Origin of the sequence: Corallincola platygyrae (genome assembly GCF_039544265.1) — a bacterium.
In the GTDB taxonomy this organism is placed as follows: domain Bacteria; phylum Pseudomonadota; class Gammaproteobacteria; order Enterobacterales; family Neiellaceae; genus Corallincola; species Corallincola platygyrae.
In genome coordinates this window covers 128924-142299 of the sequence record NZ_BAABLI010000008.1, presented here as the reverse complement: position 1 = coordinate 142299, position 13376 = coordinate 128924, and the positions used below count along the sequence as shown (strand labels likewise).

Annotated in this window: 14 protein-coding genes; 4 read left to right on the top strand and 10 right to left on the bottom strand. The window is 49.7% G+C overall.

Features of this window, described 5'->3' with window-relative positions; all coding sequences use genetic code 11:
• Positions 1–12 precede the first annotated feature (12 nt).
• The 4 genes from ABEA14_RS06175 to ABEA14_RS06160 form a co-directional block, all read right to left on the bottom strand.
• Positions 13–1449, bottom strand: coding sequence for a glycoside hydrolase family 13 protein (locus ABEA14_RS06175; RefSeq protein WP_345339016.1), 1437 nt, complete (start codon positions 1447–1449; stop codon positions 13–15).
• Positions 1450–1605: 156 nt separating this feature from the next.
• Complete coding sequence (malE, locus tag ABEA14_RS06170) at positions 1606–2790, bottom strand: maltose/maltodextrin ABC transporter substrate-binding protein MalE (RefSeq protein WP_345339015.1); 1185 nt, start codon at positions 2788–2790, stop codon at positions 1606–1608.
• 95 nt (positions 2791–2885) lie between these two features.
• A complete protein-coding gene (locus ABEA14_RS06165; RefSeq protein WP_345339014.1) occupies positions 2886–3884 on the bottom strand; it encodes an aldo/keto reductase in 999 nt (332 codons plus the stop codon).
• 325 nt (positions 3885–4209) lie between these two features.
• Positions 4210–4767 carry a hypothetical protein gene (locus tag ABEA14_RS06160; protein ID WP_345339013.1) on the bottom strand — a complete coding sequence of 186 codons (558 nt, stop codon included), beginning with the start codon at positions 4765–4767 and terminating at the stop codon, positions 4210–4212.
• A gap of 255 nt (positions 4768–5022) precedes the next feature.
• On the opposite strand from ABEA14_RS06160, the gene ABEA14_RS06155 reads away from it, so the two are divergent.
• On the top strand, positions 5023–6051 hold the full coding sequence (locus ABEA14_RS06155; protein WP_345339012.1) for a porin: 1029 nt from the start codon (positions 5023–5025) through the stop codon (positions 6049–6051).
• A 122-nt stretch (positions 6052–6173) separates the two neighbouring features.
• Here the strand turns inward: ABEA14_RS06155 and efp are convergent, their stop codons facing one another.
• Positions 6174–6740, bottom strand: coding sequence for an elongation factor P (gene efp, locus ABEA14_RS06150; protein ID WP_345339011.1), 567 nt, complete (start codon positions 6738–6740; stop codon positions 6174–6176).
• Between the two features lie 33 nt (positions 6741–6773).
• Here efp and epmB point away from each other — a divergent pair, with 33 nt between their 5' ends.
• The 3 genes from epmB to ABEA14_RS06135 all read left to right on the top strand — a co-directional run bounded on the left by epmB (position 6774) and on the right by ABEA14_RS06135 (position 8608).
• Positions 6774–7829: an EF-P beta-lysylation protein EpmB gene (gene epmB / locus ABEA14_RS06145; RefSeq protein WP_345339010.1), complete on the top strand. Its 1056-nt coding sequence runs from the start codon at positions 6774–6776 to the stop codon at positions 7827–7829.
• 60 nt (positions 7830–7889) lie between these two features.
• Entirely contained in the window at positions 7890–8213 is a 324-nt protein-coding gene (locus ABEA14_RS06140; protein WP_345339009.1) for a prephenate dehydrogenase, read from the top strand.
• A gap of 119 nt (positions 8214–8332) precedes the next feature.
• Positions 8333–8608 (top strand): hypothetical protein, encoded by a 276-nt coding sequence (locus tag ABEA14_RS06135; RefSeq protein WP_345339008.1) that lies wholly within the window; start codon positions 8333–8335, stop codon positions 8606–8608.
• A 61-nt stretch (positions 8609–8669) separates the two neighbouring features.
• On the opposite strand, the gene ABEA14_RS06130 is transcribed toward ABEA14_RS06135, so the two are convergent.
• The 5 genes from ABEA14_RS06130 to ABEA14_RS06110 form a co-directional block, all read right to left on the bottom strand.
• The gene (locus ABEA14_RS06130; RefSeq protein ID WP_345339007.1) at positions 8670–9398 is read right to left on the bottom strand and encodes a MipA/OmpV family protein; all 729 of its coding nucleotides are present in this window, start codon (positions 9396–9398) and stop codon (positions 8670–8672) included.
• Positions 9399–9613: 215 nt separating this feature from the next.
• The gene (locus ABEA14_RS06125; protein ID WP_345339006.1) at positions 9614–10243 is read right to left on the bottom strand and encodes a hypothetical protein; all 630 of its coding nucleotides are present in this window, start codon (positions 10241–10243) and stop codon (positions 9614–9616) included.
• A gap of 353 nt (positions 10244–10596) precedes the next feature.
• Complete coding sequence (gene groL, locus ABEA14_RS06120; protein WP_345339005.1) at positions 10597–12252, bottom strand: chaperonin GroEL; 1656 nt, start codon at positions 12250–12252, stop codon at positions 10597–10599.
• Positions 12253–12304: 52 nt separating this feature from the next.
• Positions 12305–12595, bottom strand: a complete 291-nt coding sequence (locus ABEA14_RS06115; RefSeq protein WP_345339003.1) for a co-chaperone GroES — start codon at positions 12593–12595, stop codon at positions 12305–12307.
• A 157-nt stretch (positions 12596–12752) separates the two neighbouring features.
• The gene (locus tag ABEA14_RS06110) at positions 12753–13322 is read right to left on the bottom strand and encodes an FxsA family protein (protein ID WP_345339001.1); all 570 of its coding nucleotides are present in this window, start codon (positions 13320–13322) and stop codon (positions 12753–12755) included.
• Positions 13323–13376 lie beyond the last annotated feature (54 nt).

The following is a 13376-nucleotide window of genomic DNA, read 5'->3' as shown; positions in this document are numbered from 1 at the left end:
TTTGTCTGGCAATCAGCCTAAAGCAACAATTACCCCCGACTGTGCAGGCAGCGTTAGCTGAGTGTCCTGCAAACTGGATTCACCACCGGTCTGCCAAATCAATTCGCCAGTTTCAGGTAACGAAACGGTCACCCCTTCAGCGTTAGGGTTAAGCGCTACCAGATATTGCTGATGCTCTGTTGTACGAGTAAACAGCACCACATTGTTTTGTGGCGGCAGGAACGCCAAACGTCCGTGACACAGAGCATCACTACCCTTACGCACTTCAGCCAATTGCGCAATATAATCAAACATCTCGCGATCCTGTTTGGCTGGCTCGTCCCAGGGGTAAGCCTCGCGACAGTAGGGGTCATCTCCCGCTGACATACCGATTTCGTCGCCATAATAGATACAAGGTGCGCCCGGCGTGGAAAACATGGTCAGCATCGCCAGTTTCATGGCTGATTTCTTGTCTCCCATGATCCAAAGCGGACGAGCCATATCATGGCTGCCCAATAGATTTAGCTGAACTTCGTTGATGCCCCAGTCATAACTGGCGTACATATCTTCCATGACATCCACAAACTGTTGCGCGTCAATAGGAGAGACTTCCAGGTTGTTGCGACGATAGCCGTTCCAACTATCTGCACCGATGTAACTCAAGGTGGCGCAAGTCTGAATGTAGTTCATGGTGGCATCGAACATGTCACCTTGCAGCCAGCGCTCTGACTTGGTCCAGATCTCACCACAAATGTAAGCCTCTGGGTTAACCGCTTTACAGCGGACGCGGAATTCTCGCCAGAAATCGTCGTCCTCGATCTCTTTTGGCACATCCAGTCGCCAGCCATCGATACCAAATTTCAGCCAATATTCAGCGACATCAAAGATGTGAGCACGCCAACCGGGATTTTGGTGATTGAACTTAGGCAGCGCAGGCAGGTTCCACCAGGCATCGTAGTTAGGCGGATTGTCGTCATCACTATGGTAAGGACGCAGCGGCCAATCCTGGATTTTGAACCAATCGATGTAGGGGGAATCACCACCATTTTCGAGAATATGATGGAAAGCCCAGAAGCCTCGGCTGGCATGATTAAACACGCCGTCCAGTACCACTTTCATATCACGGGCATGCGCTTCGTCCAGCAGCTTGCGTAGTGCATCATTACCACCCAGCAGTGGATCCACCTGCATATAGTCGAAGGTGTGGTACCTGTGGTTGCAGGCACTGGCAAAAATAGGACACAGGTAAATCGCCGTGACGCCAAGGGACTTCAGGTAATCCAGCTTATCGACCACACCATAAAGGTCGCCACCCTGAAAGCCCTGCTCAGCAGGATCTGCCCCCCACGGCTTAAACACCAAGCCCGGCGTATGCTCAATGGCTTCACCACGGGCAAAACGGTCAGGGAAAATTTGATAAAACACCGCATCTTTTACCCAGGCAGGGCCTGCTATTTGCTGCTCACTCATCGAAGACCTCGTAGCTAATCAGTATGGAAAAATCGACGCTCCTGTGCATTGGTATGCCCCACGAAGTGTTTTGGGTACCATGCACCCGCGTCATACCGTACTTCCTGTACATAAAAAAGCCGGCTTAGCGCCGGCTAAGGGACTGACAATCGAAACTTATCGTATTATGCGCTTGGCTGCTGTATCCAGCGCTTTATCAACGGGTTGTCGACCCGTTGTAATGTTACTGATGATGGTACCCATCGCTGACCAGAACCGTCCCATTGCTGGCGCATTGGGCATCGGCTCACCTACGGCAGCGCTGGCGTAAACTGCTTGCACCATTGGATCTTTTTCAAGCTCCACCTGCAAGGTCTTGTTGGCCATCGCGCCCAGCTCTCCGCTGGTATAAAGCAAACGCTGGTTATCCACCGTCATCAGATAATTATGAATAAACTCCTCAACCAACAATTGGTTGGGTGATGCCAGGTTAACCATAGCAGCCCAGATCCCCACAAATGGTCTGGCGGGGTGACCATCAACGGTGGGGAGTGGCGTGACACCAAAATCGATGCCCTCTTTTTGCAAATCGTCCCAGTACCAGGGACCATTGATCATCATCGCCACTTCTTCTTTTTTGAACTTCATCTCCATGATGGAGTAATCGCTGTTACGTGGCATCAGACCTTCGTCTATCATGCGCTTCAGCAGCCTGGCACCTGCTTTAGCACCGGGAAGGTTGACGCCTGTATCTTTGACATCGTATCCAGCACCTTTACGAGCAAAAACATAACCGCCATTTGCCGCCATCAAGGGCCAGGTGTAATAGGTATTGTTGTAATCCCAGAGAATGGCATTGATGCCTTTTTCAGCCATCAACTTTTTATCCAGCTCAAACATCTCTTCGAAAGACGCTGGCGGTGTATCAATCAGTTTTTTGTTGTAGATAAGGCTGATCGCTTCGATAGCGATAGGATAACCGTAAATCCGGCCATCAACCGTCACTGCATCCCAGGCGTAATCGATCGTGGCAGCACGCATCTCTGGCGGCGGAGTTACCTCATTAATTAAACCGCCTCGGGCCCAATCGCCCATACGGTCATGTGCCCAGAAGTAGATATCGGGACCGTCACCTGCACCCGCCTGGATCTCAAACTGTTTAGTTGAGTCGACTGGGCTTTCGACGTTCACTACAACACCAGTGTCTTTGCTGAATTGCTCAGCCACCAGTTTAAGCTGGTCGGCACCTTTACCGATCCAGATAGTGATCTCGCCTTCGACCATGCCGGCCATGGCAGGTGCTGCCAAGCTGCAGGAAAGTAGGGTTGCAGCCGTCAGCGGTCTCCATTTTTTAGTTATCATTATCTACTCCATTCTTATTTCGATGACCAAGAATCAACCAGTGGAACCTGTAATGCAACCGGTAACATTGCATGACCGGAGCTCGATCACATTCACTATTCGACGCCAGATTCTCCGCCCACAAATGGCGCCAGGATCTGCTCAAGAGCATCCAGTTGAGATTGGCTAAGCGACCAATCCATAGCCCCAAGGTTCTTATCAAGTTGCTCAGAACGTGTTGCTCCAGCAATAACCGAAGTCACTGATGGATTGGCGATCAGCCAGTTCAAAGCGACTTCATTCAGTGGTTTACCCATACCAGCGGCAAATGCTTTAAGCGCTGCTACCGCAGGTGACAACGACTGCCACCCCTGTCCATTTAACTTAGGGTTGTTGGCACGAACGTCACCACCCGAAAACTGCTGCGGCCCTGAAAAAGCGCCGGAAAGAACACCCTGCATCAGCGGGCTGTATGGAAGAAAGGCAATCCCCTTGTCTTGGCAGTAAGGCAGAATTTCCTGCTCAATTCGATAGCCTAGGCCTATGCCATGGTAACTACTGGCATTGCGTTCAAGCAGGTTGTAGAGCCCCTGGTAAGAAGCGATTTCAGTTACCGACTCAGCAGCTTTTAGTTGCGATAAAGAAAAGTTACTCACACCAATGTGACGAATCTTGCCACTTTGTTTTATCTCGGACAGCGCCGACATCGTTTCTTCAAGCGGGGTGTCATCAGTTGGCCAATGTACCTGCCACAGGTCCAGGTAATCTGTCTGCAGTCGTGCCAGACACTGGTCGATCTCCTGCTTTAGCGCCTCGGCACCCAGCTTATTAGAGACATTGCCTTCTGCGTCCCACACCAAGCCACATTTACTGGCAATAAACGCTTTATCACGCCTACCCTTAAGCGCTTTACCGAGCACCTCTTCGGCAACCCCCAAGCCATAGACAGGGGCAACATCAAACAGGTTGATGCCTTTTTCGATAGCTTGATGAACAATGTCGATGGAACGACTGGCATCCGCATGACACCAGCTACTTTTGCCCGCCAGTGACCAGCACCCCATGCCCAATGCAGACAGCTTTGCATCAATGCGTTTGCTCTGTTTGTATTTCATAACTCTGACAAAACCCAGCGCTCAAATTTCATATTTGAAATTTGATTTCACAACCTGCCTGCTACCATACGTAGCCACTAGATGAGTCGCAATCTTCAGGTTCAGAAGTGTGGCTTAGATAACAAAACCTGATTTCGCTACGACCTTAGGATCAGCAACGAAATGAGCACAAATTACAGTACTCTAGGATTATAAAAGGGGTTGGATATTCTGGAATTGCATGCTCGCGCGTCAGCCCCTAATTCAAGCACAGATCGCCGAACGACTTGAGCTTAAAGTCAGCAAGATATTTCGCATGCCATCAAAGCCGAAGTAACCAAACAGGCTACTTCGGTTTAGCAGAGTTTAACCAGGCTCGTAGTTGAGGTTCGAAAGGCTCTACTGCGGCAATGTCAGCATCGGGCACGCCCTTTAGGGTTTCAATGGTACTCAACATAGCCTGGTACTCCTGGATCAGCCGATCACGTGTACCCGCAGGAATATTGGCGTCTTTCTCTAACTGTTGTAGCGCTGCTCTGAGTGTGGATTCCACATTATTCTGCTTCAATTGCAGAGCCCCCATGGCCAACATGATCCGCTCGAACGTATCAGACCAGGCTTTTACGTCTTTAAAGCCATAAGGCTGAAGTGCTTTCGTGAGTTGATCAGATGAATCACCAGAGTCATTCACTTGCTCAGTAAACACTTCAGAGATCTGAGTAATGTCAGAGGAGTGTTGATCCTTACGCTGGTACTGCAGGTTGCGTTTACTCCAGTCCTGAACCACTGGAGCAGCTTCAAGCCACTGCTCGATACGTTGCGCCGACAAACTTTCAGCAGACACAGGGAAGGAGCACATGATCAACAGTGTGGTGCACCATCCCAGGCACTTGTACAAAAACATACGACTTATCCTTTTCAGCCATCGTTTAAATTGTAGCCGATCCGTTGAACGTCGCTTGTTACATTTCGGGGCTAACGCATTACAAACAACAGCCTTTTCCCACCTTAAAACAAACTCTTCTACCGCTTAGAAAAGAATATAACAAATCATTATCTTATCTAATTAAATCAATGGATTACGATCATAAAGCTGTCATAATACACAGCCAGACTCCAAGCCGCTCACTGAGAATTAATGAAGTACAGGAGTCTAAAAATGCACATTCCATTTCGTTATAAATCACTTGTTTTAGCTATCTCTTCTGCTGCGCTTTTACCAGCAACAGCGCATGCCGATACCACGGTTTCTGAAGTATTCGAAGGCGTCGAGGTTTACGGTAAGTTGAATCTCTCCTGGCAGCGCTCAGACGAAGGCGATGGTTCTTTCACCGACATGTCGAGCAATGCATCTCGCTTCGGACTCAAAGGTAAAGTAGGCGTCGATGATGACCTCACGGTGATCTACCAACTCGAATATGAGGCTGTTATTGAGGATGGCAGTGATGAAATCAAAAATCGTAATCAGTTTGTCGGTCTGCAGAGCAAAACCTGGGGTACAGCCAAAATAGGCCGTCACGACACCATGTTCAAAATGAGCCAGGGTAAAGTCGACCAGTTCAGTGATTTTGAGGGCGATCTGAAATATATGTTTGTCGGTGAGAACCGAATGTCAGAAACACTCTCCTACGTCAGTCCAAGTTTTCATGGTTTCTCACTCGGTATGACCTGGGTGGCAGCGGGTGCGGATAACGAATCGGACTCAGTCAATGGAGAAAGTGATAGTGATGGCTTCTCGACTGCACTGATGTACGGTGACAGCAAGCTAAAAACGTCACCCTTCTATGCCGCCGTCGCCTATGACGATGACGTCAACAATTTCGATAGTATCCGCACCACGGTGCAGGCAAGGCTCGCCAATCTGACAGTCGGTGGTATGTGGCAGGAATCAGAGCGCTCTGACGGTACCGGCAGCGCCGAGTCAGGCTGGCTGGCCAGTGCCTCTTACCAACTGACCCACAAGGTATCACTGAGAACGCAGTACCAGCAGAGTGATATGCACAAACTTGAGCATGTCGATGGTGACCGCCCCGCGGTGGATTTCAAGGAGGGTTACAGTGTTGGTGCCGCCTACGATCTGACCAAGAAAACCTCGCTGTACGCCTGGTACACAGACAGAACTGCTGCCAGTGACAGTAGCAAGTCCGATTCAGATTACTTCTCTGTCGGCGTTAGCCACAGTTTTTAGGGAGTTCGATGAATAGGCGAACGGACAGGGACGTCCTCTACTTTTCCAGCGCAAGGTTAGTTACAGCACAATGCAAAAAGCCGCTCAAAGAGCGGCTTTTTTAACAGCTTGATACCCAGCGATTACTTCACGCGAGAAACATACTCAGCGCTACGGGTATCCACCTTAATCACTTCACCGATCTGGATAAACAGAGGTACACGAACCACCGCGCCTGTGCTCAGTGTGGCTGGCTTACCACCGGTACCGGCAGTATCACCTTTCAGGCCAGGATCTGTTTCAGTCACTTCCAGCTCAACAAAATTAGGTGGAGTAACAGAGATAGGGTTACCGTTCCAGGTAGTGATGGTACAAACGTCTTGTTCAACCAACCACTTCTCCTGATCGCCAATCGCTTTTGCATCAGCAGCGATCTGCTCGAACGTGTCGTTGTTCATGAAGTGCCAGAACTCACCGTCGTTGTACAGGTAAGCCAGCTCTGAATCCATCACGTCAGCCGCTTCTACAGATTCTCCGGACTTGAAGGTCTTTTCCAGTACCTTACCAGAGATCAATTTGCGGATTTTGACTCGGTTAAATGCTTGACCCTTGCCTGGCTTAACGAACTCGTTTTCAATAATTGCGCAGGGCTCGCCATCAAGCATGATCTTTAGCCCTCCACGGAATTCGTTGGTACTATACGTCGCCATTTTTACCTCGTTTCCATAAAGCAGATTTTTCAAATGGTGCAGATGATAACCCGAAACGCCCCCGAGGGTGAACGATCATGGCAGCAGGAGCTGGCAAATGCGATCACGGATCCATCTGAACTACTGTCGCTACTCACTATAGACCCTACCCCTTACCTCGCTGGCTTCACCGCCAGAAAAGGGTTTCCAATGCGCGTTCCCAGGCCATTTGTCGAGCGAATGACTCAAGGGGATATCAATGACCCACTGCTGAAACAAGTCTTGCCAGTGGCTGCTGAGCTGGAACAGGTACCGGGCTATGTGTCAGATCCGTTGGTCGAGCACGACACCAAAACTCCAGGCATGCTGCATAAATACCAAAGCCGGGTGCTGCTGATTGTCCGTGGTGGCTGTGCGGTAAACTGCCGATACTGTTTCCGCCGTCACTTCCCCTATGCTGACAACAGTCCCAGCAAACGTGATTGGCAGCAAAGTTTCGAATACATTCAACGCCACCCAGAGATCAACGAGGTGATTTTATCTGGCGGCGACCCATTGATGGCCAATGATGATCAGCTGGGTTGGATGGTCAAACAGCTGGAGCAGATCCCACACCTGAAACGCCTGCGTATTCACAGCCGTTTGCCTGTCGTGATCCCGTCACGGATCACTGCGCAGCTCGCCCAGGTATTGCAGGCAAGTCGTTTAAAAGCCGTCATGGTGCTTCATATCAATCACCCCCAAGAGATCGATAACGCGCTTGCGGCTGCCTGCAACCGGCTGTCAGACGCCGGGGTATTGCAGCTTAATCAAAGTGTTTTGTTGGCGGGGATTAACGATGATGCAGATACACTTTGTGAGCTGAGTGAGCAGTTATTCGATATCGGTATTCAGCCTTATTATCTGCACCTGTTGGATAAAGTCAGTGGTGCGCAACATTTTGATACCGACCTCGCCAATGCCCGACTGTTAAACCTTGCCATGTTAGAGCGGTTACCTGGTTTCCTGGTACCAAAATTTGTGCGAGAAATAGGTGGTCAACACAGCAAAACGCCTATCGACCTCGGGCTGGAAGGTGTGATTGTCGAGGCAGACAGAGGCCTACTGTAAATATCGGCAATAAGCGCTAAAATAGCGCCGCTTTCTAACGCAACACAGAGTGCTATATCCATGTCTGAACACGCCGCCCTATATGAGCATCTTAGTAATAACCTCAAGCAGGCTTATCGCCAGGCCATTGATGCCGATGCCATTCTTAATGAGATGTTGAAACTGGATGTGGGTAAGTTCAACGCCGTGTTTACCGAAGAGTCGGGCTTCGAAACTGAGTCGGTACGATTCAAACCCTACGTCGAAGAGTTAGCTGAACAAATGGAAGGGCTGAAAACACTGGAAGGTGAGACATTTGAACAGGCTCTGAAAGCCTGGGTCGGCAAACTGGAGTTACTGTTGCGTACGCTGGCTGAATTTAAACGCAACCTGAAATCCAAGTAACAAAGACCTGCACACGCGCTCGATTTAGCAGCCCCGGCTAACTGGACTAAACTTAAGAAAGTTTCTTCACCGCCATCATTCGCTTTGTTCTCGCATTTGTATGATGGCAGGAGCATGTCATGGAGCCAGTCAGCCTGGTAACCAGTCAAACAGTGGCGCCGTCCACCGCCAGTACCAACAGTAGTGTCGCTGACGCGGGCCCTGCTTCCGTGCGTCAAAATAGCAACCTGGCTGCGATTGAGCAGGTTGCAGCGACAACTACAGAGCAAGAACAACCAGAACAAGGCAGCGAATCCGTCACTGTTTCCACCAGCCTTGGCCAATCAAGTGAAGCAGGCCAGCTCACCCGCAGCAATGCCATAGAACTCTATCGCCGCGTAGCCGCATTGGTTTAACAGATTACTTATCAGGAAAGGAATCAAAGTGGATTTGATGGTTTACTTAGATATCTGAGGCCTAAAAGCTGTAGGCAACACCCACACCTAATCGGTACTCAATGTTCTGAGAATCATCCGCTTGCTGCTCACCCTCGTCGAGCTTATCCACAGCCGCGCTGTAATTTAGTTGCCAATGATCGCTGAGGCCCTGTTTGGCCCCCAAACCCAGACTCACTTTACTGGTGCTACTGGTTTGCTCAGTTTCGCTGGGTTTGTTCGAAACAGGTTGGCCGAGATAGTGCTCCGCATAAACACCGTTCATGTAGGTATAGCTGAGCTCTGGGAATAGTTGGAAGTCGCCGCCGAGATGGATCGGATAGCTATAACTCAACTTACCGTACTCACCTCGTTGTTCGTCAGACAACTCAGATACCAGTGATACCGCGACGGAGCCCCAGAAATCCTGGTAACGATATTCAGCCCCAAGATTTACCCGCTCACGACGCTCAGCCTCGGAAAATGCTAACTGCCAGGGGTCCTGGCTATGTTCAACCAGAGTAGAAACAGAGTGCTTGGTGCTGTTGAACAGGGGTTGGGTTTTGCTTTCGGCCACCACAAATTGAGCACCGCGATATTCGGCCTGAAGTTCAGTGCGAGGTGACGTGTTGACCAGTTCAGCTTCTAGCAGGGGGTAATCAGGAAAACGATCAATAGCGGCAGCCACACCTTGAGTCAGTTCAGTGGCCTGAACCGTAACCCAAGGCGCCAACAACATCGACACGCAGGCGACTTTTACGGCAGTGTGCATTGGCTTCCCTTATTACTTTTTATCGTTTTGATTTTCAGTATAGACCCTGAACGGGCCTTCTCAGGATCAAGATCATACTTTGCGATCCTTTATTGAACTTTTTGTGATCGAAAACGATCGCTGCCACATCTCTCTGAAAGCGAGCAGCGTGAAGTGCTGACGTCTAAACCGATAGAAAGCATAAGTGGGGGCCACCTGCGAGCTGCGTTTACTGCCTAGTAATACTGAACAGGCTCAATCTCGTCTTCTTCGGTCTCTTCATGGCACGTCCATGGGGAAAGAAGCCTCTTTTTATACACAAACTGTTCTGAAACCTTTGGGAACTCGGACTTTGCGGCATCAACGGCGGTTTCAAAACTATCTTCTAATCCAAATTGATAACCAATCGTGTGGACAAAAAATCCGCGATCAACGTCACCTGTATTCAGATGGAAATCTCCCGCATAAACGATCTCGCCTGCGTTAATTTTTACCTTACCCATACACGCAAAACTTTCTTGAACTAAGTCGGCAGAGATCGCCAACTGAGCGGGGATCCAAGAGACAGTGCCTAACGAATACTCCCCGGGTTTAAACTTAAGCAGCATGTTCTCATGGGGAACATAAGCGGTGACATGAGAGTGCTCACTATAGAATTGCTGACCGTCTATATACTTTTTAAACGAGACTCCAACGATTTCACTCTCTTTGAAAGGGTTATACGCCACGCCGCTTGCATTAATACCTACTAGCAAAAAGCCTTCCGTCTCAGGATCAGCTTTTTCACCCGCCTGAAAATGATGATTTGCACACCCGCTAGTTAGAAAAATCAACGACATCAATACAATTAATTTTACTACTTTCATCTATTTCATCCCTGTCTCGTCGTTACGTTTAAAACATCGTAGCTATTTGATTTGTATGAGATATCAAATATCTGATAATGCTAATGAGTAGCAAATCAATATTCTGAGATAAAACGCACAAAGTAATGACCCTCATGGTTTACTCATCAAAATTGCGAGATTGTACCTGAAACCACTTAAGCCCGAGGGTGGCAAGAAGGAGAAATGAAACAGTTGTCTACACCATATCAATCTATGTTGTTAAGGAGATCAGATCATCTGGAGTTTGAAAAAGGCGTTACAAACAAAAACCCCTCTAAATAACTAAACATATCTAGAGGGATTTTTAGGGTGTAACTTAATGGGGACTAGGGCTACATCATGCCGCCCATGCCACCCATGCCACCCATACCGCCCATGCCGCCCATATCTGGCGCAGCTGGTGCATCCTCTTTCGGCAGTTCAGCAACCATGGCTTCGGTGGTGATCATCAGGCCACCGACAGATGCTGCGAACTGCAGCGCTGAGCGGGTTACCTTAGTTGGGTCAAGGATACCCATATCAATCATGTCACCGTACTCGCCAGTTGCTGCGTTGTAACCGTAGTTACCTTCGCCACCGCGAACGTCGTTAGCAACAACAGAAGCTTCATCACCAGCGTTAGTTACGATTTGACGCAGAGGCGCTTCCATCGCACGCAGAGCCAGCTTGATACCGTGGTTCTGATCTTCGTTGTCACCAGTCAGCTCAGTGATCTTGGCTGCAACGCGAACCAGGGCAGTACCACCACCGGCGACCACGCCTTCTTCAACCGCCGCACGAGTCGCGTGCAGGGCGTCTTCAACGCGTGCTTTCTTCTCTTTCATTTCGATTTCGGTAGCGGCGCCAACCTTGATTACCGCAACACCACCAGCCAGCTTGGCTACGCGCTCTTGCAGTTTTTCACGGTCGTAATCAGACGTCGCGTCTTCAATCTGCTGACGGATCTGAGCAACACGGCCTTCGATCATCTCAACATCACCGGCACCATCAATGATGGTGGTGTTGTCTTTGTTGATTACAACGCGCTTAGCAGTACCCAGGTCTTCCAAAGTGGCTTTTTCAAGCTCCAGACCAACTTCTTCAGAGATAACCGTACCACCAGTCAGTACCGCGATATCCTGCAGCATGGCTTTACGGCGGTCACCGAAGCCAGGCGCTTTAACCGCAGCCACTTTCACGATGCCACGCATGTTGTTTACAACCAGTGTCGCCAGCGCTTCGCCTTCAACATCTTCAGCGATGATCAGCAGAGGCTTGCCTGTTTTCGCCAGGCCTTCCAGCACAGGCAGCAGTTCGCGGATGTTAGATACTTTCTTATCTACCAACAGCAGGAACGGGCTTTCCAGCTCAACGTTGCCAGTTTCCTGGTTGTTGATGAAGTAAGGAGACAGGTAACCACGGTCGAACTGCATACCTTCAACCACGTCCAGTTCGTTTTCCAGACCCTGGCCGTCTTCAACAGTGATAACGCCTTCTTTACCTACTTTCTCCATCGCAGTGGCGATGATCTCACCCACGTGTGCGTCAGAGTTAGCAGAGATAGTACCTACCTGAGCAATCGCTTTGCTGTCGGCACAAGGCACAGACAGTTCTTTCAGCTCGGCTACCGCAGCAACAACTGCTTTGTCGATACCGCGCTTCAGGTCCATTGGGTTCATGCCAGCAGCAACCGCTTTAACGCCTTCGTTAACGATCGCTTGTGCCAGTACAGTCGCAGTGGTGGTACCGTCACCGGCATTGTCAGAAGTTTTAGAAGAAACTTCTTTTACCATCTGTGCGCCCATGTTCTCGAACTTGTCTTCCAGCTCGATCTCTTTAGCAACAGAAACACCGTCTTTAGTCACGGTTGGCGCACCGAAGCTCTTATCCAGAACAACGTTACGGCCCTTAGGACCCAGAGTAACCTTTACCGCGTTGGCCAGGATGTTTACACCAGCCAGCATTTTTACGCGTGCGTCTTCACCAAATTTGACTTCTTTTGCAGCCATTTTTTTATATCCTCAAATGCTTTCGTTGTGTGTCAGTGCGAAGGGTCAGGACTTAGCCTTCAACCACTGCCAGCACGTTGTCTTCTTTCATGATCAGCAGTTCCTGACCATCGACTTTATGAGTTTTCTCGATGTAACCACCGAACAGAACTGTGTCACCTACGTTCACGCCAACAGCTTTAACGTCGCCGTTGTCCAGAGCACGGCCAGGGCCCACAGCAATAACTTCGCCTTTGCTGGATTTTTCCGCAGCGCTGCCAGTCAGGACGATGCCGCCTGCTGATGTGGTTTCCTCTTCGAGGCGTTTAACCACAACACGGTCTTGTAATGGACGGATAGTCATCAATTGATCTCCCGAAAGTAACCTTTAAGTTGATATAAGAAGCGTCGTTAATGACGCTGGTGGATTTTAAATGGGGATGGGGAAACAAAAACCAAGCGAGAACCCCAAAAATTTTTCAATTTTCTGCGCGTCTCGCTGATTTTCTTACTTCCGAGCGTTAGTCCTTTCGCTCGTACTCGCCATCAATGGTGTGGCCCTGGCGTGGTGCTGCGGGCTCTTCTCGATCTGCAGGGTGCACATTTTCGGCCTGACTGTGCGCATGATTTTGCGACTGCTGGTGTGATTGTCCATGGGAAGGTCCCTGCTGATGACCAAAGCCACCACCATACTGATGGAAGCCACCGGCATGACCGGTTGCGGCGTTGACCACCTGGAACTGGAAACGCTTGATCAGACCCAGCGCCATCATCTTACGCACGGGCGCGGTCAATATCAGGATACCTACCACGTCGGTAACAAACCCCGGTGTCACCAGGAGTACACCAGCAACCAACAGCAGCAATCCTTCAACAATTTCGGTGCTGGGCATCTCGCCCATCGACAATTTCTGCCTGACCGAGAACATGGTCGCGATACCCTGGCTGCGAACCAGTGAGGCACCAACCATGGCAGAAATGATCATCAGGCCGATGGTTGGGATCGCCCCCAACACGCTGCCGACCTGAATAATCACACTAATTTCTAGAATAGGAACAAGGACAAACAGTAAAAACAGAACAAATGCCAAAGGAGAACCTCTCTATCTAGGCGATGAGCCAAGCATGGCCCTAATGACTAGATT

Bases quoted from the DNA above. Each gene is read 5' to 3' on its own strand.
- ABEA14_RS06175 (WP_345339016.1), bottom strand. From the start codon at position 1,449: ATGAGTGAGCAGCAAATAGCAGGCCCTGCCTGGGTAAAAGATGCGGTG.
- malE (WP_345339015.1), bottom strand. From the start codon at position 2,790: ATGATAACTAAAAAATGGAGACCGCTGACGGCTGCAACCCTACTTTCC.
- ABEA14_RS06165 (WP_345339014.1), bottom strand. From the start codon at position 3,884: ATGAAATACAAACAGAGCAAACGCATTGATGCAAAGCTGTCTGCATTG.
- ABEA14_RS06160 (WP_345339013.1), bottom strand. From the start codon at position 4,767: ATGTTTTTGTACAAGTGCCTGGGATGGTGCACCACACTGTTGATCATG.
- ABEA14_RS06155 (WP_345339012.1), top strand. From the start codon at position 5,023: ATGCACATTCCATTTCGTTATAAATCACTTGTTTTAGCTATCTCTTCT.
- efp (WP_345339011.1), bottom strand. From the start codon at position 6,740: ATGGCGACGTATAGTACCAACGAATTCCGTGGAGGGCTAAAGATCATG.
- epmB (WP_345339010.1), top strand. From the start codon at position 6,774: ATGGTGCAGATGATAACCCGAAACGCCCCCGAGGGTGAACGATCATGG.
- ABEA14_RS06140 (WP_345339009.1), top strand. From the start codon at position 7,890: ATGTCTGAACACGCCGCCCTATATGAGCATCTTAGTAATAACCTCAAG.
- ABEA14_RS06135 (WP_345339008.1), top strand. From the start codon at position 8,333: ATGGAGCCAGTCAGCCTGGTAACCAGTCAAACAGTGGCGCCGTCCACC.
- ABEA14_RS06130 (WP_345339007.1), bottom strand. From the start codon at position 9,398: ATGCACACTGCCGTAAAAGTCGCCTGCGTGTCGATGTTGTTGGCGCCT.
- ABEA14_RS06125 (WP_345339006.1), bottom strand. From the start codon at position 10,243: ATGAAAGTAGTAAAATTAATTGTATTGATGTCGTTGATTTTTCTAACT.
- groL (WP_345339005.1), bottom strand. From the start codon at position 12,252: ATGGCTGCAAAAGAAGTCAAATTTGGTGAAGACGCACGCGTAAAAATG.
- ABEA14_RS06115 (WP_345339003.1), bottom strand. From the start codon at position 12,595: ATGACTATCCGTCCATTACAAGACCGTGTTGTGGTTAAACGCCTCGAA.